The sequence below is a fragment of the Romboutsia sp. genome (assembly GCF_051659545.1).
GTDB lineage: Bacteria > Bacillota > Clostridia > Peptostreptococcales > Peptostreptococcaceae > JBOFOR01.
The window spans coordinates 39312-61354 of record NZ_JBOFOR010000262.1 but is presented as its reverse complement, the minus strand read 5'-3'; the positions used below and the strand labels follow the sequence as shown (position 1 = coordinate 61354).

At 27.6% G+C, this 22043-nt stretch carries 24 protein-coding genes; all 24 read left to right on the top strand.

Annotation, left to right across the window (positions count from 1 at the left end; genetic code table 11):
- Window positions 1-141: 141 nt before the first annotated feature.
- The 24 genes from ACRC03_RS15195 to ACRC03_RS15080 all read left to right on the top strand — a co-directional run bounded on the left by ACRC03_RS15195 (window position 142) and on the right by ACRC03_RS15080 (window position 22034).
- Window positions 142-2154 carry a histidine kinase dimerization/phospho-acceptor domain-containing protein gene (locus ACRC03_RS15195; RefSeq protein WP_438653435.1) on the top strand — a complete coding sequence of 671 codons (2013 nt, stop codon included), beginning with the start codon at window positions 142-144 and terminating at the stop codon, window positions 2152-2154.
- 57 nt (window positions 2155-2211) lie between these two features.
- Window positions 2212-3078: a shikimate dehydrogenase gene (aroE, locus tag ACRC03_RS15190; RefSeq protein WP_438653434.1), complete on the top strand. Its 867-nt coding sequence runs from the start codon at window positions 2212-2214 to the stop codon at window positions 3076-3078.
- A gap of 11 nt (window positions 3079-3089) precedes the next feature.
- Complete coding sequence (locus ACRC03_RS15185) at window positions 3090-3449, top strand: prepilin-type N-terminal cleavage/methylation domain-containing protein (protein ID WP_438653433.1); 360 nt, start codon at window positions 3090-3092, stop codon at window positions 3447-3449.
- Window positions 3433-4017, top strand: coding sequence for a hypothetical protein (locus ACRC03_RS15180; RefSeq protein ID WP_438653432.1), 585 nt, complete (start codon window positions 3433-3435; stop codon window positions 4015-4017). The genes ACRC03_RS15185 and ACRC03_RS15180 overlap by 17 nt, the downstream gene beginning before the upstream one ends.
- A 20-nt stretch (window positions 4018-4037) precedes the next feature.
- The gene (locus tag ACRC03_RS15175; RefSeq protein WP_438653431.1) at window positions 4038-4460 is read left to right on the top strand and encodes a pilus assembly FimT family protein; all 423 of its coding nucleotides are present in this window, start codon (window positions 4038-4040) and stop codon (window positions 4458-4460) included.
- On the top strand, window positions 4450-4974 hold the full coding sequence (locus ACRC03_RS15170; RefSeq protein WP_438653430.1) for a hypothetical protein: 525 nt from the start codon (window positions 4450-4452) through the stop codon (window positions 4972-4974). Before ACRC03_RS15175 ends, ACRC03_RS15170 begins: the two co-directional genes overlap by 11 nt.
- Window positions 4971-5477 carry a shikimate kinase gene (locus ACRC03_RS15165; RefSeq protein ID WP_438653429.1) on the top strand — a complete coding sequence of 169 codons (507 nt, stop codon included), beginning with the start codon at window positions 4971-4973 and terminating at the stop codon, window positions 5475-5477. The genes ACRC03_RS15170 and ACRC03_RS15165 overlap by 4 nt, the downstream gene beginning before the upstream one ends.
- 53 nt (window positions 5478-5530) lie before the next feature.
- Entirely contained in the window at window positions 5531-5968 is a 438-nt protein-coding gene (gene aroQ / locus ACRC03_RS15160; RefSeq protein ID WP_438653428.1) for a type II 3-dehydroquinate dehydratase, read from the top strand.
- Between the two features lie 175 nt (window positions 5969-6143).
- Window positions 6144-6701: an elongation factor P gene (gene efp, locus ACRC03_RS15155; protein ID WP_438653437.1), complete on the top strand. Its 558-nt coding sequence runs from the start codon at window positions 6144-6146 to the stop codon at window positions 6699-6701.
- Between the two features lie 85 nt (window positions 6702-6786).
- Window positions 6787-7206, top strand: a complete 420-nt coding sequence (locus ACRC03_RS15150; protein ID WP_438653427.1) for a CD1247 N-terminal domain-containing protein — start codon at window positions 6787-6789, stop codon at window positions 7204-7206.
- Window positions 7207-7357: 151 nt separating this feature from the next.
- Entirely contained in the window at window positions 7358-8059 is a 702-nt protein-coding gene (gene rnc, locus ACRC03_RS15145; RefSeq protein ID WP_438653426.1) for a ribonuclease III, read from the top strand.
- Between the two features lie 30 nt (window positions 8060-8089).
- Window positions 8090-9160 (top strand): elongator complex protein 3, encoded by a 1071-nt coding sequence (locus ACRC03_RS15140; RefSeq protein WP_438653425.1) that lies wholly within the window; start codon window positions 8090-8092, stop codon window positions 9158-9160.
- 26 nt (window positions 9161-9186) lie between these two features.
- The gene (smc, locus tag ACRC03_RS15135; RefSeq protein WP_438653424.1) at window positions 9187-12741 is read left to right on the top strand and encodes a chromosome segregation protein SMC; all 3555 of its coding nucleotides are present in this window, start codon (window positions 9187-9189) and stop codon (window positions 12739-12741) included.
- 113 nt (window positions 12742-12854) lie between these two features.
- Window positions 12855-14120 carry a signal recognition particle-docking protein FtsY gene (ftsY, locus tag ACRC03_RS15130; protein WP_438653423.1) on the top strand — a complete coding sequence of 422 codons (1266 nt, stop codon included), beginning with the start codon at window positions 12855-12857 and terminating at the stop codon, window positions 14118-14120.
- Window positions 14121-14222: 102 nt separating this feature from the next.
- The gene (ylxM, locus tag ACRC03_RS15125) at window positions 14223-14591 is read left to right on the top strand and encodes a YlxM family DNA-binding protein (protein WP_438653422.1); all 369 of its coding nucleotides are present in this window, start codon (window positions 14223-14225) and stop codon (window positions 14589-14591) included.
- Window positions 14588-15940: a signal recognition particle protein gene (ffh, locus tag ACRC03_RS15120; protein ID WP_438653421.1), complete on the top strand. Its 1353-nt coding sequence runs from the start codon at window positions 14588-14590 to the stop codon at window positions 15938-15940. Before ylxM ends, ffh begins: the two co-directional genes overlap by 4 nt.
- Window positions 15941-15973: 33 nt before the next feature.
- Window positions 15974-16240 (top strand): 30S ribosomal protein S16, encoded by a 267-nt coding sequence (rpsP, locus tag ACRC03_RS15115; protein WP_208332149.1) that lies wholly within the window; start codon window positions 15974-15976, stop codon window positions 16238-16240.
- Between the two features lie 24 nt (window positions 16241-16264).
- Window positions 16265-16492: a KH domain-containing protein gene (locus tag ACRC03_RS15110; protein WP_438653420.1), complete on the top strand. Its 228-nt coding sequence runs from the start codon at window positions 16265-16267 to the stop codon at window positions 16490-16492.
- Between the two features lie 102 nt (window positions 16493-16594).
- Entirely contained in the window at window positions 16595-17110 is a 516-nt protein-coding gene (gene rimM / locus ACRC03_RS15105; RefSeq protein WP_438653419.1) for a ribosome maturation factor RimM, read from the top strand.
- 8 nt (window positions 17111-17118) lie between these two features.
- Window positions 17119-17811 carry a tRNA (guanosine(37)-N1)-methyltransferase TrmD gene (gene trmD / locus ACRC03_RS15100; protein WP_438653418.1) on the top strand — a complete coding sequence of 231 codons (693 nt, stop codon included), beginning with the start codon at window positions 17119-17121 and terminating at the stop codon, window positions 17809-17811.
- A gap of 104 nt (window positions 17812-17915) precedes the next feature.
- Entirely contained in the window at window positions 17916-18260 is a 345-nt protein-coding gene (gene rplS, locus ACRC03_RS15095; RefSeq protein ID WP_438653417.1) for a 50S ribosomal protein L19, read from the top strand.
- A gap of 432 nt (window positions 18261-18692) precedes the next feature.
- Complete coding sequence (gene ylqF / locus ACRC03_RS15090; RefSeq protein WP_438653436.1) at window positions 18693-19586, top strand: ribosome biogenesis GTPase YlqF; 894 nt, start codon at window positions 18693-18695, stop codon at window positions 19584-19586.
- 251 nt (window positions 19587-19837) lie between these two features.
- Window positions 19838-21139 (top strand): branched-chain amino acid transport system II carrier protein, encoded by a 1302-nt coding sequence (brnQ, locus tag ACRC03_RS15085; protein WP_438653416.1) that lies wholly within the window; start codon window positions 19838-19840, stop codon window positions 21137-21139.
- A 127-nt stretch (window positions 21140-21266) separates the two neighbouring features.
- Window positions 21267-22034 (top strand): ribonuclease HII, encoded by a 768-nt coding sequence (locus tag ACRC03_RS15080; RefSeq protein ID WP_438653415.1) that lies wholly within the window; start codon window positions 21267-21269, stop codon window positions 22032-22034.
- Window positions 22035-22043: the final 9 nt, after the last annotated feature.

Genomic DNA, 22043 nt, shown 5'->3' with positions numbered 1-22043 from the left:
AATATACCGAGTGTATATAATAAATTAATATCCTTATATATGTTGATGACTATTATATATCTTTTTTCAATTTCAATATATACATCTAACTTAAAAAATAAATATAAAATAATAGTTGTTATTTACTTGTGTCATATATCAATGAATATATTAATAGATAGCATTCAAATAATACACATAGGATATATCATAGATATTATATCAAGTATTTGTATTTTTTATAGTCTGTTCATTTCATATATAAAAGACGTTAATAATAAAAATTCTGAGATTAGTGCCAAGATAGCTAATTCTTCAATTAAAATAAAAGAAAAGGAACAAAAGATAGTAAATAACAAAAATATAACTCAAACTATAAATGACAATTTAAATAAGAAGCAACGATTATTAGAGATTATAATAGGGCAATACAATAAGTGTGTAGTAGTCATAGATAGGGCAGGATATATAATAAATGAAGATGATAGCTTTTTGAAAATGTGGAATGAGTATAAAGAATATAAATACAAGTTAAACTTAAGCTTATTTTTAAATAACAGTATAAAAAACCAAAGTGAATTTTTAACATGTATAAACAAGGTAAGTGAGAGTGGAGAACAAGTTGAATCAGAATTTGAAGGTAAAGATGGTAGATACTTTAACTGTATATACTCTCCTTTTACAATAAGTTATAAAAATATGGGGATTATTTGTTATATAGAAGATATTACTTATAAAAAGAAAAGTGAAATAAAAATAGAAGAAAATAATGCTAAATATAAGACTATAGTAGAAAATATACCTTATTCTATTGTCTTAGCAGAAGAAAATAGAATAGTATATGACAATAAAAAATATGATGATATAAATTTAAATAAAGAAGATATAGAAAGTATAGTATTTAATAATGCTATGAATGAAGATGCTTATTATACTAATTGTTTAAATAATACTGTGTGTTTAAATATAGACAGGGTTAATTTTAACAATGAAGGAGATAAGAAAAATTTAGTAGCGATAAGAAATATAACTCCATATAAACAATTATTAGAAAATGTTAACTATAGTAAAGAAAAATATGAGAAATTAGTAAACGTAATACCAGAAGGAATTTGTATTCTAGACTACGAAAACAACTTGCCTGTATATGCAAATTCAGCTTTATTTAAAATTACAAATACTGAAAAATTAGAAGATATAAATTTAAATATAATAAATGAAGGAATAGTAATGACTTCTAATAATAATGAAAATATTAAATTTAAAAGAAAAGTAATAATAAATAAACCTGGAAAATATACACATATAGAATGTGGAGGCACAATAATAAATGTAAATAAAAGATTAAAGTTAGTTGGAGTAGTTAGGGATATAACAGAACAAGTAGAAACAGAATTAATAGAAATAGAAATAGAAAAGAAAAAAATTGAGAATAAAAATAAATCTGAATTTTTTATAAATATATCCCATGAACTAAAAACACCTTTAAACATAATATCATCATCAAATCAATTATTAGAAATACTTTGTAAAGATGAAATTTTAAAAAATCCAAATAGTGAAATTTCAAAATCTATACTAGATGTGAAAAAATATTCATATATGGTTATGGGACTAGTTAACAATATGATGGACTTAGCTAAATTGGAATCAGATTTTCATCAATCTAAAAGAGATTATTATAATATAGTGAATATAGTTGAAGATATTACAGTAGAACTTAGTAAATATATAGTAGATGATAGCATAGAAATGGTTTTTGATACAGACGAAGAAGAAAAAATATCAAATGTAGACCCAGATGATATAGAAAAAGTTGTTTTAACTATATTATCTATGGCTATAAGATATTCTAAAAGTGGTAGTTTAATAAATATAGAATTAAAAAATAAAGGAAATAAAGATATTATAGAAATAACTAATGAAGGTTTTTATGACCATAATAGCTATATCAATGACTTAGAACGAAGAAATATAGATATAGGTATAGAAGTGGCAAAACAAATTATGGAGTTGTATAATGGAAGGATAGACATAAAAATAGGTTCTAGTGGAGATTTGCATATAAGTATTCAAGTACAAATAGATAAGAATAGAGAAAATTATAAAGATAGAATGAAAGCCAAAGTAGATGATTTAGCTTATTCTGAATACATAAGAATGTGTAATTTTTAATAAATGATATAGTATATAAAGAATAAAAAATGACAATAAAATTAGGGAGGATAAAATATGAATATAAATGGGACAACAAAAACAATATGTCTTTTAGGACATCCGGTAAAACACAGTTTTTCACCGAATATACATAACTATTTATTTGAAAAATACGATAAAAATAGCGTATATGTTTGTTTTGATATTAAGGAACGTAATTTAAAAAATAGTATAGATGGAATAAAAGCATTAGGAATATTAGGATGTAATGTTACAATACCACACAAAGTAGAAGTAATTAAATATTTAGATGAAATTGATGTAAATGCTAAGTTAATAGGTGCAGTAAATACTATAAAAAATGAAGGTGGTATTTTAAAAGGATATAATACTGATGGAATGGGATTTGTAAAATCTATATTAGATAAAGGAAATGATTTAACAAATAAAAAAATAATGATAATAGGAGCGGGAGGTGCCTGTAGAAGCATCGCTGTAGAATTAGCCTCAAATGATGTTTCATCTATAGAAATAAGAAATAGAAGTGAAGAAAAGGCTAAAGAAATAGCTAATATAATAAAAAATAACTTTACAACTGAAACATCTTGCTCAACAGAAAAAATAGATAAAAAAGCTTTAGAAAATATAGATATATTAATAAACACTACACCTATTGGTATGGAAAGTGATTTATGTCCTATTGATGAAAGTTTAAATCCTCAAAATAAAATATTGGTATGTGATATTGTGTATAAGCCTCATAATACATCATTAATAAAATGGGCAAAAAAACATAATCTAGAAGTTGTTCATGGTGTTAATATGTTGATAAATCAGGGGCTACATGCTTTTAATATTTGGACAGATATAAAACCTAAGGATGAAGATATAGAAAATATAAAAGATATTTACAAGAAAATAAACAATATCACTTTTGATTAAGGAAGTGTAAATTGAAAAATAAGCAAAGTGGATTTGTTTTAATTGAAGTAATAATTAGTATGGCTATAATATGTTTAGCAGTATATATGATTTCTTACTCTCTATACGAAAACTATAGCAGTACTGAAAATAATAAAGAAAGAATCGAAATATTAAATACCGCAAAACAATATTTAGAATGTACAAAAGACGAAATAAAGCGTAGTGAAGGCTATATAACAAACTATGAAGAAAGTAAAAATATAGGAAAATACAAAGTTATTAAAAGCGTAAAAAAAGAAGAAAATTATTATCAATGTTACAAAGTAAATATAGAAGTTAAGAACAATAAGAATAGTATCAAATTGGATAGTTATGTACTTCAACAATAGCAATAAAGGATCTATATTAATATTTACATTGATAATATTTTCTATTATAAGCGTTATTACTATGATGTGTATTGGTTTAAATTATAGTAATCAAAGTTTATTTAAGTTAGAGTATGAAGACACAATACTAGAAGAAAATGCATTAAGTGGATTGGAAATCACCAAAAGCAATATATTGAAAGAAGTAGAACAAACAGTTTCAAATAGTAATAATGAACAAGAATTTAACAACTATTTCTTAGGAAATAATTTTATTAATAATATAAAAAATATATCAAAAACAGAACTAAATAATGTTTCTATAAACATACCTAATAAACTCATATATGATGAAAATGGATTTTTAAGTTTTAGTATAATAAGCACTTCAAAAGAAAAAAAATACATTAAGCAAATACAAGGTAGTGTGAAAATAAAGAATCCTTTTTATAATAGAGTTACTAAAAACAAATCAGAGGGTAATACAGAAATTATTAATGAAATTAATGAAGAAGCAAATCTTCAAAATACTAAGGCAAATATAGATTACAAAAAATTAGTTATAGTACAGGATTATAAGGAGATATAAAATATGAAAAGAGAAGGAATGTGACATTAGTTGAAGTAGTTATAGCAATAAGTATAATGATTTTAATAGCTACATTATGTTTTCCTAAAGATAATATAGAAAAATATCAAATAAACTCATTTGCAAAACAACTATGTTCTGATATAAGATATGTTAGAAAAAGTAATATGTTAGGAAGCAGTGATACATATATATACTATAAAAAACAAGGAAATGTAAAAAGTTACATTTTAAGAGAAAACTCAAAAGATACAAAAGAAATTGTTTTACCTCAAAATGTTGAACTATATTATGCAAGAGAAAAAATACAATTTAGGCAAGATGGATCTCCAGAACCAGCAGGGAGTACCATTACAATAATGAATAAAAAAGTTAAAAAAGAAATAACAATAGTTCCTATTAGTGGAAGAGTTTTGCTTAAGGAAGGTAAATATGAAACATAGAAAAGGTTATTTACTGGTAGAAAGCATAATAACATTATCTTTGATAGTTGTATTAGCATCTATTTTGTACTATATGTTATTTTTTAGTATAAATTTAAAAAGTACAATAGAAGACAAAATAGAATTACAGCAACAGAGTATAGAAATAACTAAACAAATAGAAAAAGTTATAGGAGAATCAAAAGGTATAATAAATATTACTTCAACTAACTCAATTCCTGTAACGTCAATAAAGTGTAAATATATGGATAGAGATATAAAAAATAGTAGTATAAAAGATAAAGAGCTTAGCCTAAAAACAGATAAAAGTAAATTGTTTATAAATACATTAAATATATATGGGAATAGTGAAACAGGTGGATATGAAATAGGAGACTATATAGATAGTATGTATATTTCTTTAGATGAGGGCGGAAGATTAGCTAATATAAAGCTGAAACTATCTAAAAATATGCAAAAATATGAAACTAATTTTAGTGTATACATAAGAAACTTTGAGGGAGACAATATATGAGAATGATAATGATAGGTTTTATGGGAGTAGGAAAGACTACTATAGGAAAGAGTATAGCAAAAAAGTTAAATATAAACTTTATAGACATGGATGATGAAATTGAAAAAAAAGAAAAATGTACTATTTCAGAAATTTTTGATAAAAATGGAGAAAAATATTTTAGAACATTGGAAGCTAAATTACTAAGTGAATTAATAAAAAAAGATGATTTAATTATATCAACTGGAGGTGGAATAATAACTACAGAAGAAAATTGTAAAATTTTGAAAAGAGAAGAAAAGGTAGTTTTTTTAGATGCAAAACCAGAAACTATAATTAATCATGTTTCAAATGAAATTAATCAAAGACCTTTACTTAAAAATAGTTTGAACTTAAATAGGACAATAAGTGATCTCTTAGAACAAAGAAGAGATAAGTATGAAGAAGTGAGTGATATAACAATAGATGTAAATAATAAAAATATAGAAGAAGTAATTAGTCAAATACTTGTTTATATTAGATAACATATGATATTATTATATTTGTAGAAGTTTGTAATCTAAGATGAGGGGTGCTTATGAAAATAATAGTAATTAATGGTCCCAACTTAAATATGTTAGGTAAGAGAGAACCGGGTATTTATGGAAAAGAAACTTTAGAGGATTTGATAGACTATATAAAGCAAAAATTTGGTGACGATATTGTAAAATTAGAATTTTTCCAAAGCAACCATGAAGGATATATAATTGACAAAATTCATGAAGCTAATGAAAAATTTGATGGAATAGTTATAAACCCAGGTGCTTTTACTCATTACAGCTATGCTATTTCTGATGCTATAAAATCAGTATCGATTAAAACAGTAGAAGTACACATATCTAATATTCATCAAAGGGAAGAGTTTAGACACAAAAGTGTTACAGCAAATGCTTGTTTAGGTCAAATATCTGGGTTTGGATTTGATAGCTATATTTTAGGAATAAATGCTCTAATAAACTTGACAAGATTACAATAGCATATATAATTTAAATTGGATACGGTGATAAAGAGATACATATAGGTAAATTGCAAAAATACAAGAAGGATTTGCCTAAGATTAAAATTGAAGTTTTGATTATAATAATAATAGAAGTACTTTAATCATGAGTATCAAAAAAATAAATAAATTATTTTTAGATGGAGGGACAAAAATGGTATCAGCAAGTGATTTTAGAAAAGGTGTAACATTCGAAAAAGATGGACACCCATGTTTAATAGTTGATTTCCAACACGTTAAGCCAGGAAAAGGTGCGGCGTTCGTAAGAACTAAATACAGAAATTTAAAGACAGGTGCTATAAGAGAAGAAGCTTTTAACCCAGGAGATAAATTCCCTAAGGCTCATATAGACACTAGACAAATGCAATATTTATACAATGAAGGTGATTTATACTATTTCATGGATGAAGAGACATACGATCAAATACCTTTAAACTATGAGCAAGTTGAAGATGCTATAAAATTCTTAAAAGAAAATGAAGTAGCTACAATAAGATTCTACCAAGGACAAGCTTTCCAAGTTGAGGCTGCAAACTTTGCAGAATTAGAAGTTGTAGAAACTGAGCCAGGAATAAAAGGAGATACTGCAAGTAACGTAACTAAAGCAGCTACAGTTGAAACTGGAGCAGTTGTTCAAGTTCCTTTATTCATAAATCAAGGTGACAAAATAAAAGTAGATACTAGAAATGGTGAATATTTATCAAGAGTTTAATTTTTATGTATAAAAAGCTTGTATATCTTCATAATAAAGATGTACGGGCTTTTAATTTATTATAAAAAGAAAGAGAGGGGTACACATGAAATACTTATATGAAGAAGTAGCGTATCTAAAAGGATTAGCTGAGGGATTAGAAATAAGCAAGGAAACTAAAGAAGGTAAAATAATACATAAAATAGTAGAGGCGTTAGAAAGCTTTGCAGATGCAATAGTAGAGCTAGACGAAGAACAAGAAGAGCTTGTAGAATATGTAGAATCTATAGATGAAGATTTATCAGATGTAGAAGATGATCTTTATGAAGATGACGACATAGAAGATGATGAACTTAGTTTTATAGAAATGGAATGCCCAAACTGTGGTGATTTAGTAGAAATAGATGAAGAATTACTATATGATGATGAAGTAGATGTAGTTTGCCCAAACTGCCAAGCGATTATATTATCAGCAGATGATGAAGATGATTGTATGTGCATAGATTGTTGCGAAGACGAAGAATAAAGAAATATATAGAAAAACCTATGAGATTTTTTAATCTCATAGGTTTTTCTGTATATTGCACATACTAAGAAAAAGTGAATTTTTTATTTTGCAATACTTCTAGAAAAATAGTAAACTATAATCTAGAGAGAATTAACTCGGAGGTAGTAATATGAAATTAAATAAAAAAATACTATATAATATAGATAAATTTGAACAGATTGTAGACTACAAGTTTAATAATAAAGAATACATATTAGAGGCTCTTACTCATAGTTCTTATTCTAATGAAAATAAAAGCTACGACTTCAATGAGAGATTAGAATTTTTAGGAGATTCAGTACTTAGTATCGTAATAAGTGATTATTTGTTCAACAATGAAAGTAATTTACCTGAAGGAGAGCTAACTAAACTTAGAGCTAATATAGTTTGTGAGGAATCTTTAAGTGAAATAGCAACTGAAATAAAACTAGGCGAGCATATGTTGTTAGGTAAAGGAGAAGAAGCAACTGGAGGAAGAGAACGAATATCTATACTTGCAGATGCTTTTGAAGCTGTTATAGCTGCTATTTATTTAGATGGAGGATTAGAAAACGCTAGAAAATTCATACTAAATTATATGAAAGAGATAATATTTAACTCTAGACAAGGAAAAATATTTAGAGACTATAAAACTCATCTACAAGAAGTGCTGCAAAGTAGAGGAGAAAGTAATATATGGTATAAATTGATGAATGAAAAAGGACCGGACCATAATAAGAGATTTATTATGCAAGTAGGAATAAATGAAAGTGTGCTAGGAGTAGGCGAAGGTAAAACTAAGAAAGAAGCAGAGCAACTAGCTGCTAAAAAGGCATTAAAAAATATTATGTAGACATTTGATTAAGATAAAGGATGATGTATTATGAAAAAAAGAATAATCCCTGTATTTGTTCCACATAGAGGATGCCCTCATGATTGTATATTTTGTAATCAGAAAAAAATAACAGGAGTAAGTACAGATATAACTAGTGACGATGTAAGAAATATTATAGAAGAATGTTTACCTACTATAGATAAGGATGCAAGTATAGAAGTTGCATTTTTTGGAGGAAGCTTTACAGCTATAGAAATAGACGTACAAAAAAGTTTACTAGCTGTAGCTAAAGAATATGTAGATAAAGGTTTAATAAAAGACATTAGAATGTCAACAAGACCGGATTGTATAAATGAAGAAATACTTAAAATGTTAAAAGAATACAAAGTTAGCATAATTGAATTAGGTGTACAATCTTTAGATGAAGATGTATTAAAAGAAAGTATTAGAGGGCATAGTGCTGAAGATGTATTTAAAAGTTCTAAATTAATAAAAGAATACAATATAGATTTAGGTCTTCAAATGATGGTTGGATTACCAACAGATAATGAAGATAAATGTATAGCTACAGCTAAGAAGTTTATAGAAATGAAACCTGATTGTGTAAGGATATATCCAACTTTAGTAGTAAAAGAAACTGGACTAGAAAACTTACTTAATAATAAAAAGTATAATGCATTTACATTAGATGAAAGTATTCAAATAGTAAAAAAACTTTTAACTTTATTTTACGTTAATAATATAAATGTTATAAGGGTAGGACTTCAAGCTACAGATGATATACAAATAGGAAAAGCTATTGTTGATGGACCTTACCATCCGGCTTTTAGAGAATTAGTACAAAGTGAAATGATTAAAGATTATTTAAAATATATTGTTGTAGAAAATAAGGTTAAAAGTAACATAACTATAAAATGTAATAAGAAAAATGTATCTAAGATAATTGGTAATAAAAAAAGTAATATCGTTTATATGAAAAATGAGCTAGGAGTGATTTTAAAAACTCAAGAAGATAATTTGAGTGTAAATGAACTAGAAATTATACTAGATGATAATGTAATGGTAGAAACTAATATGAAAGATATATATATAAGCTTATATAAAAATTATAACCTTTAGTTTTCGCATTGAAGGGAGAGAAAGAATTGTATTTAAAAAGATTAGAATTAAAAGGATTTAAGTCCTTTCCTACAAAAACAGATATAATTTTCAAAGAAGGTATAACAGCAATAGTAGGTCCTAACGGTAGTGGTAAAAGTAATATTTCAGATGCTGTTAGATGGGTTCTAGGGGAGCAAAGTGTAAAAAGTCTTAGAGGAGATAAACTAGAAGACGTAATATTTGCAGGAACAGACACTAAAAAACAGATGAATTATTGTGAGGTTGCTCTTACAATAGATAACTGTGATAGTAAACTAGAATTAGACTTTAGTGAAATAACTATAAAAAGAAGAGCATATAGAAATGGGGAAAGTGAATTTTTCCTAAATAATAAAGGTTGTAGACTAAAGGATATAAAAGAAATACTTTTAGATACGGGAATCGGAAAAGACGGATATTCTATAATAGAGCAAGGTAAAGTTGACGAAATACTTAGCAACAATCCGGCTAATAGAAGAAAAGTATTTGATGAAGCTTGTGGAATATCTAAGTTTAGATATAAAAAGCATGAAGCAGAAAGAAGTTTAAGAAACACAAAAGAAAATTTAGATAGAATAAATGATATATATGTAGAAATAGAAAATCAGCTTAAGCCACTTTTTAATCAACAACAAAAAGCCAAGAAGTATTTAGAAGTAAGTGAAAAACTTAAAACTATAGAAGTTAATAGCTATATAAGAGAAGTTGAATCTTTAGAAAAAGAACTAGAAGAGGTAAATAAGCATAATCAATTGCTAGAAAAACAATCAGAGGAAATAGAAAATCAAAAATCTTCTGTAGAAAAAAGTTTTAATGAGATTAATTTAGAATTAGAAGGAATAGACTCAAGTATTAATAAAGCACAAGAGTATATAAATACTATTAAGTCTGTAATATCCCAAAAAGAATCTCAAGTGAATCTTATAAATGAAAGAATAAAAAACTGTAAAAATGATATAGATAGAAAATATAAAGAAATAAGTGAAATAAAAGAAAAGCTGAGTAATGACAAATTAGCTATTCAAGAGTTATGCAATAAAAAAGTAGAATCAGAAGAAAATATTAAGAATATAGAAGACGATGTAAAAGATATAGAGAAAAAAAATAAAGCTAAAAAAGATAATATAGAAGAAACAAATAACAAGGTTGAAGATTTAAAGGATGAGATAATAAAACTTTTAAATCAAAAACAAGAATCTAGTAATAAATTATCTACGTTAACTGCTAACTCAGAAAATATAAACTATAGAACTGAGAGTATAGATTTAGATATAAATGAAATAAACAATCATATAAATGAAAAAAATAATATATTAGACAATACTAAAAATAATTTTGAAGCTAAAAAAGAAGAGTTAGATACTTCAAAACTGAAAGAAGAGCAAACTAATAAAAATCTAAGAAATTTATTAAATGAAAATAATGATTTAGAAAAGAAAATACAAACTAATAGATATAGCTTAAATGATTATAATTCAAAGCTTAATATTTATATGGATATGGAAAATCATTACGAAGGATTTAATAAGGGAGTAAAAGAAGTTTTAAAGAATAAGAATCTTCAAGGTATAGATGGAGCTTTAGGACAAGTTATAAATGTTCCTTTAGAATACGAAAAATCTATAGAAGCTGCCCTAGGTGCTTATATGCAAAATATCATCACTAAGGATGAAATTTGTGCTAAATTTGCTATAAATTATCTTAAGAAGAACAATTTAGGTAGGGTAACCTTCTTGCCTATAAATATAATAAAGTCTAATAAAATAGATATTAGAAATATAAGAACAAATACAAAGTTTATAGGTGTAGCCAGTGATTTAATATCTTATGACGATAAATATAGAAACATAATTGAAAATATATTAGGTAGAACTATTATTATAGACAATATAGATAATGGTATTAAATTTGCAAAAGAAAATGGGCATAAATTTAAAGTTGTAACTTTAGATGGAGAAATATTAAATCCAGGAGGTTCTTTAACAGGAGGAAGCTTAAGAACTAATGGAAGTATTTTATCTAGAAAAAGACTTATAAACGAGTATAAAGAAAAAATAGAAGCGACAAGAAATGAAAATTTAGTATTAATAAATGAAAAGCAAAAAGCAGAAGAAAATATAACTAATATTAAAAATGAAATAAATAGTATACACGAAGCTATTAAAGAATTAGATAAAGCTATAATTATAGAAAGCTCTAATATTAACAGAATTGAATCTGAAAAAAGAACTCTTCAAATGAGTCTTGAAAAACTAAACCATGAAAAACAAGGTTTAGGAGACAACTTGAGTTATACAATGGAAAAAGCTAAAGTGGTAAAAGAAGAAATACTAGTTATAGAAAAGAAACACTATGAAAATAAAAATAAAATAGAACAATTAAACGAAAAGCTAAGAGAAGCTAGTATAATATATGAAAAGGATAAAAATAAATTTGACGAATTAAACTTAGAATTAGTTAAATTTAAGCAAATTTATTCAAACTTAATTAAAGATATACAAAGAATCAATGAAGAAAATAAAGGTTTAGAAGAAAAATATAAAGTTATTGAAGAATCTTTAAATAATCAAGAAAAAGAAATTATTAAATTAGAAGAAGAAATAGCTATAGAAGAAACTGAAAAAATAAATCTAAGCAACCAACTAACTAATAATAATAAAAACTTAGAAAATAAAAAATTAGTTAAAGAAGATTTAAAGAGTAGATTAGAAAACTTCAACAGAGAGTTTAAGAATATTGATAGACAATATATGAACTTAAGAGAAAGTTTATTTAAAGTTAAAGGGAAATTAGAGAGAGTTAAATCTAGCCAAGAAGCTTATATAAATAAACTTTTTGAAAATTACGAAATGACTTTAGTTCAGGCTATTGAAATTAAAGATGATAATCTAGAAATAGACAAAAAATTATTAGAAAATTTAAAAAGGGAAATGAAAAATCTTGGCAATATAAATATAGACTCTATTAAAGAATACGAAGAAGTTAAAGAAAGATATGATTTCTATAGCGAACAAAAATCAGACTTAGAACAATCTATAGAAGCCATAGAAAATCTTATAACAGACTTAGAAGAAAATATGAAAGCAGAGTTTGAAGTTAAATTTGAAGAAATAAATGAAAACTTTAAATATGTCTATAAAAGATTATTTGGCGGAGGTTACGGTGAATTGACTATTATAGATAAAGATAATATATTAGAAAGTGATATAGAAATAACTGCTCAACCACCAGGTAAAAAAATGAGAAACTTGAATTTATTATCAGGTGGAGAAAAGGCTCTTACAGCAATAAGTATATTATTCTCTATACTTATTGCAAAACCTACACCTTTTTGTATACTGGATGAAATAGAAGCACCGTTAGATGATGCTAATATATTTAGATTTGGGGAATTCTTAAAAGAGCTAGCTAAAGATACTCAATTTATATCAGTAACTCATAGAAGAGGAACAATGGAGGCTGCAGACTACATATACGGAGTTACAATGCAAGAAAAAGCAATCTCTAAGGTCTTAAGCTTAGATTTTAAAGAAGCAGAAAAAATGACAGATATTATATAGCTTTGTCTTGAACAATGAATTTAGTAAGTGGCTTAATTTAGTTACTTGCTAAATTTAATGTAACATAATAATATAAAACATAAAATTTAATATCTTATCTAGGAGGTACATAAGTGTTCAAAAAACTATTTAATTTTGGAAAGAAAAAAGAAGAAAATAATGCCAGAGAAGAATTAATAGAGAATGAAATAGAAAAAGTTGAAGAACCTAATAATGAAAAAGTTGAAGTTACTAAAGAAGTTATAGTAGAATCTACTAAAGAGAGTATAGAAGAAAAAACAAGTATAGAGCATTCAGAAGAAGCAATAGAAGAAGTAGAAGAGGTAGAAGAAGTAATTGATGAAAATAAAGGTATAGTTGAAGACGAAAAAATAGAGTATGCGATGGTTGAAGAAACAACTGGAAATGAAGAAGTAGAAGAAATAGTAGCGGTTGAAAGTAAAGAAGAGGACGAAATAGAAAAGAAAGTAAACCTATTTGATAGATTAAAGCAAGGTTTAACTAAAGCTAAGCAAGGTATAACTGATAAAATAGATGATGTATTAAAATCATACACAAAAGTAGATGAAGAATTATTAGAAGAACTAGAAGAAATACTAATAACTGCTGACGTAGGTGTAAACACTACTATGGGTATAATAGAAAAGCTTAGAAATAAGATAAAAGAAAAAGGAATAACTAATCCTATGGATGTTAGGGTAGAACTTAAAAACATAGTAGAAGAAATATTAATAAATGAAAATTCAAAGTTAGATGTAGAAAAATCGCCAACTATAATACTTATGGTAGGAGTAAATGGAGTAGGAAAAACTACTACTATAGGTAAGTTAGCTAATAGATATAGAGCAGAAGGTAAGAAGGTATTATTAGCAGCAGGAGATACATTTAGAGCAGCAGCGATAGAGCAATTAGAGGTATGGGCTCAAAGAAGTAATGTTGATATAATAAAACATCAAGAAGGAGCTGATCCAGGAGCTGTAGTATTTGATGCTATAAAAGCAGCTAAAGCTAGAGATGTAGATATATTAATATGTGATACTGCAGGAAGACTACACAATAAATCAAATCTAATGAATGAGCTTGGGAAGGTATTTAAAATAGTAGATAGAGAATTCCCAGAAGCAAAAAGAGAAGTTTTATTAGTAGTTGATGCTACTACAGGACAAAATGCAGTAGCACAAGCTAAAACTTTCAAAGAAGTTGCTGATATAACAGGAATAGTTTTAACTAAACTTGATGGAACTGCAAAAGGTGGGGTAGTACTTGCGGTTAAGAGTGAAGTTGATGTTCCGGTTAAACTTATAGGAGTTGGAGAAACTGTAGAAGATTTACAAGATTTTGATGCAAAATCATTCTCTGATGCTTTATTTGGGAACTAATTAGCATTTTTAAATAAAATGTTGACAAGATATCTTATATGAGATAAAATACTATGTGTAAAGTAAATGACCTTTACAGTATGTCACTGGGAAGTGTAAGATATGAATATAGAAAAAATGGTTGAGATTGGGTTGTTATTTGAACAATACAAAGAATTATTAACTGATAAGCAAAGAGAAATAGTTTCATTATACTATGAAGAAGATTATTCTCTAGGTGAAATTAGTGAAAATTTAAATGTATCTAGGCAAGGTGTATATGATACATTAAAACGTTCAGAAAAAATACTAAAAGAATATGAAAGTAAATTACATTTAGTATATAAAATTCAAGAACAGGAAAAATTCGTCAAGATCATAAATGATAAAATTGTTGACATTAAGCAAGATTTATTGCAAAATAGAGATTGTGCTAATTTAATCCCTAAGCTAGAAAATATAGAAGATATATGTAGGGAGATGTTAAAATGATATTTGAAGGATTATCTGATAAATTACAAGGCGCACTAAGTAAGTTGAAGTCAAAAGGAAGGCTTACTGAAAGTGATGTTAAAGAAGCTATGAGAGAAGTGAAACTTGCACTTCTTGAGGCAGATGTTAACTTTAAAGTAGTTAAAGACTTTATAAAAAAAGTTCAAGATAGATGTGTTGGACTAGAAGTAATGCAAGGATTGAATCCTGCCCAACATGTAATAAAAATAGTAAATGAAGAGCTGACAAGCTTAATGGGTGATGTAGCTAGTAAAATAACTATATCGTCTAAACCACCAACAGTAATAATGATGGTTGGTCTTCAAGGTGCAGGTAAAACAACTACATCTGGGAAGCTTGGAGGTTATTTTAAAAAGCAAGGCAAAAGACCTTTGCTTGTTGCCTGTGATATTTATAGACCAGCGGCTATAAAGCAGTTACAAGTTGTTGGTGAAAAACTGGATATTCCAGTATTCAACATGGGAGACAAGGAAAGTCCTATAAATATTGCAAAAGCTGGATTAAGTCATGCATTAAAAAATAACAATGACTTAGTTATAATAGATACAGCTGGTAGACTTCATATAGATGAGACTCTAATGGATGAGTTAAAATCAATAAAGTCTGAAGTAAAGCCACATGAAATACTTTTAGTAGTAGACTCAATGACAGGTCAAGATGCAGTAAATGTATCAGAAAGCTTTAATGAAGCGCTTGGAGTTGATGGAGTAGTATTAACTAAGCTAGATGGAGATACTAGAGGTGGGGCTGCACTTTCAATAAGAGCAGTTACACAAAAACCTATAAAGTTTATAGGTATGGGTGAGAAATTAGACGATTTAGAACAATTCCATCCAGATAGAATGGCATCTAGAATATTAGGTATGGGTGATGTATTAACCCTTATTGAAAAAGCTCAAGAAAACTTAGATTTAGAAAAAGCTAAGCAATTAGAACAAAAAATCAAGAAACAAGAACTTGACTTTGAAGATTTCTTAGATCAAATGGAGCAGATACAAAATATGGGACCTCTTGATAAAATCTTAGGTATGATGCCAGGTATGGGCAACATAAAAGATCAACTTGGGGATGTAGATTTAAATGGTAAAGAGATGAAAAGAACTAAAGCCATTGTTCAAGCTATGACCATAGAAGAAAGAAGAAATCCAACTGTATTAAATGCTTCAAGAAAGAAAAGAATAGCAAGAGGTAGTGGAACTACAGTACAGGATGTAAACAGGCTGATTAAACAATTCAATGAGATGAAGAAAATGATGAAGATGTTTACAGGCTCACAAAAAAGTATGAAGAAAAGGGGCGGTTTTCCCGGACTTCCTTTCTTTAAATAAATAAAAGACAAATAAATTTCGGAGGTGACTGTAATGGCAGTTAAAATAAGATTAAAAAGAATGGGATCTAACAAGAAACCTTTCTACAGAATAGTAGTAGCGGATTCAAGATCTCCAAGAGATGGAAAATTCATAGAGGAAATAGGATTCTACAACCCAATTTCTCAACCAAAGCAAGTTAAAATAAACGATGAGAAAGCTGTAAAGTGGTTATCAAATGGTGCTCAACCAACTGATACTGTTAAGACTTTATTAGTTAACAACGGAGTAATGGAAAAATTCGAAGCTTCTAAAAAATAATTTTTTTAATTAGGAGATGAGTATATGAAAGAGCTAGTGTTAGATATAGCTAAAGCTCTAGTTGATAATCCTGAGGCTGTAGAAGTTGAAGAAATAAAGGATAAAGATGAAATAATCTTAAAACTTAAAGTTTCTCAAGATGATATGGGGAAGGTTATCGGAAAGCAGGGCAGAATAGCTAAAGCTATAAGGACTGTCGTAAAATCTGCTGCAAATAGAGAAAATGTTAAAGTTTCTCTTGAGATAATATAAAAGGATTAGGTATATACCTAATCCTTTTTGTTTATAATGACTAGGATAAAAACTATAGGTTGTACATAAACTAAGAATAATACTTAAGGTTAAGGAGAAGCATTGATGAATAAGTTAACACACTTTAAGATAGGTAAAATAGTTAGTACTCAAGGCTTAAAAGGTGAAGTAAGAGTATATTCCTATACTGATGATATATATAGATTTGATGAATTAAAAGATTTCTACTTAGGTAAGGACCTTGAAAACAAATGGGATGTAGAAAAAGTTAGATACAAAGGAAATATGATAATAATGAAAATAAAAGGCATAGAAACTGTTGAAGAAGCGGAAAAACTAAGAGACAAATTTATGTATGTATCTAGAGAAGAAAGTAGAGACCTAAAAGAAGGGGAATACTTTATAGCTGATATGATAGGTATAGATGTATATACTGTAGATGGAGAACATATAGGAGTTTTAGATGATGTACTTCAATATGCAGCGAATGATGTATATTTAGTTAAAAACAGTGAAGGCAAAGAGTTTATGATACCTGCTATAATGAAGTTTGTACCTACTATAGATATGAATGAAAGAAAAATGATAATAGACCCTATTAAGGGAATGTTAGATTAGGAGATACTATGAAATTTCATATAATGACTCTTTTTCCGGACATATTTAACTCTTATATGAATGAAAGTATAATGAAAAGAGCTACTGAAAAAGGAATAATAGAAGTAGAAGTTTATAATATTAGAGATTTTTCTAATAATAAGCATAAGAAAGTAGATGACTATCCTTTTGGAGGAGGAGCAGGCATGGTAATGACTTCTCAACCAATTTATGATACCTATAAGCATATTATAGAAAAACATAATATAAATGATCCTAGAGTTATTTATTTGACTCCTAAAGGAAAAGTACATAATCAAACTATAGCTAAGGAATTCTCAGAAAGTGAAGATATAATACTATTATGTGGTCACTATGAAGGAATAGATCAAAGAATAATAGATTTAATTGTTACTGATGAAATATCTATAGGAGATTATGTGTTAACAGGAGGGGAACTTCCTGCGCTAATATTAGTAGATTCTATATCTAGATTAATACCAGGAGTATTAAGTCAAAATGAATCTTTTGAAGAGGAATCTTTTAAAGATAATTTACTAGAATATCCACATTATACAAGGCCAAGGGAATTTATGGACTTAAAAGTTCCAGATGTTTTATTATCTGGAAACCATAAGAATATAGACAAGTGGAGAAATGACGAATCTATTAGAATTACTAAAGAAAGAAGACCTGATTTGTATAAAAAAGCTTGTAAATAAATATAAAATATAGTATAATTTTAAATGTTGAAAAAAATAAACGGGCATTCCTCTGCTTACATTGGTCGGTAATTAAGAATGTCTATGATACTAGGAGGAATAAAATGAACGAAATATTAAAAGCATTAAACAAAGAACAAGTAAAGAACGAAGTTCCTAACTTTGGACCTGGGGACACTGTAAAAGTACACGTTAGAATAGTTGAAGGTAAAAGAGAAAGAATCCAGATATTCGAAGGTGTTGTTTTAAAGAGACAAGGCGGAGGAATACAAGAAACTTTCACAGTTAGAAAAATATCTTTCAACGTTGGTGTAGAGAGAACTTTCCCAGTTCATTCTCCAAGAATAGAGAAGATAGAAGTAACTAGAAAAGGTAAAGTAAGAAGAGCTAAATTAACTTACTTAAGAGGTAGAGTTGGTAAAGCTGCTAAGATAAAAGAAGCTAGATAATTAAACTTTACTATAAATTAAAGGACTGATTTTTCAGTCCTTTTTTACGCTTTCGAAAATTATATTACCTCAAAAACTGTGTATAAGTTGGCATGTTTAATCAACGTCAACATACTTAGTGAAAGTAAAAAAGATTTTTAGCAACGCGCAGAGCCGTTGGCGATATGAGCGAAGCGAATTTTTTACGCTTTCGAAAATTATATTACCTCAAAAACTGTGAATAGTTAATACGCATAAATAATATTAATTAATTTCAAATTATTAATAGAGGATAGAGTTTAAAATGCTTTTATTATAGAAATAATAGTATTATTGTGAACCCTTAGGTTACAAGATACGAAAATAATATTACGATATAATATAAAAGTTTAAAATAAAAAAGAACGAAAATATTTATACAAGGGAGTGAAGATTATGGCAAGAGGCGATAAGATGAGAGTCAATTATGATGAATATCTAAAAGATGACAATTTACATATAAACTGGTATCCAGGACATATGAAAAAAACTAGAGATTTGGTTAGGGAAAATTTAAAACTAGTAGACGTAGTAGTAGAATTATTAGATGCGAGAATACCATTTAGTAGTAGAAATCCTGATATAGATAATCTTGCAGGAAATAAGCCGAGAGTTGTTATATTAAACAAAAGTGATTTAGCGGATAGAGCTAAATTAGATAAATGGATAAAATACTACAAAGATAGAGGTATAAGAGCTATACCTGTTGACACTATGAAAGGTGTTGGATTAAATAAATTAGTCGATGAATGTAGAAATGCAATTAAAGAAAAAATGGATGCCTTAAAAGAAAAAGGCAGAAAAGAAAGACCTATAAGAATAATGATAGTTGGAGTTCCTAACGTAGGTAAATCTTCTATAATAAATAAGTTAACGGGTAGAAAAAGTACAGTTACAGGAGACAGACCGGGTGTAACTAAAGGTAAGCAATGGGTTAGATTAAAAGGAAACTTAGAATTACTAGATACTCCAGGAATACTTTGGCCTAAATTTGAAGATCAAGAAGTTGCACTTAATCTAGCATTTTGTAGAGCTATAAAAGATGAAATACTAGATGTTGAAACACTAGCTTTAAGATTAATAGCAAAACTTATGAAAATAGAACCTGAAAAACTAAAAGATAGATACAAACTAGAAGAATTAGGTGATAGTGATATTGAAACTATGGATATGATAGGCTATAAAAGAGGATTTGTTACAGGTAGGAAAGAACTAGATTATACTCGTATAGCTACTACTGTTTTAAATGAATTTAGAGATGGAAAAATAGGAAAAATAAACTTAGAAGTTCCAGAAGACATAAAATAATTAATAAATGGTCAAATTAGATAAGTAAATTATCTGGCTTGACCATTTTTTTTACTATAAAAACTGTAAAAATATAATTATACATAATATTCTGAATATACAAAAAATAAATAAACTATAAAATAAAAATATTATATATATTTTGAAAATTATTGACCTTTTGAAAATATGGAAGTATAATTAACTTAAAATTCAAAAAATATTCCATGGAAAATGTTTTCTTGAATAAAACTATTTTAAGGAGCTTGAGTATGAATAAGAAAAATACAGACGTAGTAGTCGTAGGATTTGCATTGTTTGCAATGTTTTTTGGGGCAGGAAATCTAATATTTCCGCCGTATTTAGGGGTAACATCTGGAGCTAGTTGGTTAACTGGATTTACAGGATTTGTATTAGCAGATGTAGGATTAGCTTTATTAGCTATATTAGCAGCTGCAAAATGTGGAGGAGAAGTTAGTAAAGTATTTAATAGAGCAGGCAAAAATCTTTCTATAGTATTAGGTTCTGCAATAATGATATGTCTAGGTCCATTACTTGCTATACCTAGGACAGCAGCAACAACATTTGAAATGGGTGTACAACCTTTAACTAGTGGATTTAGCCCGATTGTATTCTCAATTATATTCTTTACAATAGTACTAATATTAACTATAAGACCTTCAAAGGTTGTAGATATAATAGGTCAGTTTTTAACACCAGCACTTTTAGTTGCATTAGCATTTTTAATAATAAAAGGAATTATATCTCCACTTGGAACTATAAATCCTACTCCTATGGTAGAGAATGTATTTGCCAATGGTGTAGCTCAAGGATATCAAACAATGGATGCTTTAGGAGCAGTAGCATTATCAACTGTTATAATAGTTTCACTATCTAATAAAGGCTATAATGATAATGCTGAAAAAGTAAAATTAACTATGAGAGCAGGTATAGTTGCAGGAGTAGGATTATGTTTAGTCTATGGTGGCTTGACTTATCTTGGAGCAACATTATCTAATAAATATGGGCTAGATGCATCACAAACTGCTTTAACAGTAGAAATGACAGCGATGATATTAGGAAAACCTGGTAAGGTAATTCTTGCAGTAATAGTTACATTAGCGTGTTTAACTACAGCAATTGGTCTTACATCAGCGGCATCTGGATATTTTAATGATATAACTAATGGTAAATTGAAGTACGAAGTACTTGTTATAGTAATTTGTATATTTAGTGCTATAGTTTCAAACTTTGGAGTAAGTACAATAATAAAATTCTCAGCACCAATACTGGATATGATATATCCAGCGACGATTGTGCTAGTAATAATGACGTTATTAGGAAAATACATAAAGAACAATAACGCTTTTAAAGCTGCAGCATATATGGCTTTATTTATAAGTGCACTTACAGTTGCAAATAAGTTAGGAATAAGCATTCCTATAGTTACAAAACTACCATTTGCACCTCTAGGCTTTAACTGGATAGTTCCAGTAATAGTAGCTGCTATTATAGGTAACTTTATACCTTCAAATGATAGAGATGATAAATTTAAAATAAACAAAGTAAGCTAATTAAAAGTCGCTGATAATTTTATCGGCGACTTTTTTAGTAACGAAAATAAAACTTTATATAAATTTACAGTAAAAATTAATATAAGTGTTATAATAATTAAATCAGATTATTAATGGAGGTTTGAAAATGAAAGAAAAAAGTGTAAAAGAAATTAAAGAAATTATAGATGCTTTAGATACTAGCAAATACTTAGAGTACATAGATATATTAAGAAGTGATGAAAGAAAGTCTGTTCAAAATTTAGCTTTAAAAATGGCTAAAAAACTAGATGCTATAAGAAGAGAAGATGAAAGACTAGAAGCTATAAACACATACGAGAATGAAGGATATAATAAAGGATACCTATATATAGGGGGAATAGATGAAGCAGGTCGTGGACCTCTTGCAGGGCCTGTGGTGGCCTCAATAGTTGTATTCAAAGCAAATACTAAAATAGAAGGTGTAAATGATTCTAAAAAACTAAGCGAAGCAAAAAGAGAAGAATTGTTTGATATAATAAAAGATCAAGCTTTAGATTATGGAATCGGAATAGTAAATAATGAAGAAATCGATGAATTTAATATATTAAATGCAACTTATATGGCTATGAAAAAAGCTATAAATTGTTTAGAAAAAACTCCAGATTATTTGCTTATAGATGCAACTACTATTCCAGGAGTTGAGGTGGCTCAAAATCCAATTATAAAGGGAGATTCTAAGTCTATATCAATAGCAGCAGCAAGTATATTAGCGAAAGTTACAAGAGATAATATTATGTACCATTATGAGGATATGTACCCTGGCTATGGATTTAAATCTCATAAAGGATATGGCACAAAAGAACACTATGAGGCTATTGAAAAACAAGGTATCTGCCCTATACATAGAAAAAGCTTTTTAAAGAATGTGCTATAATAAAAATGT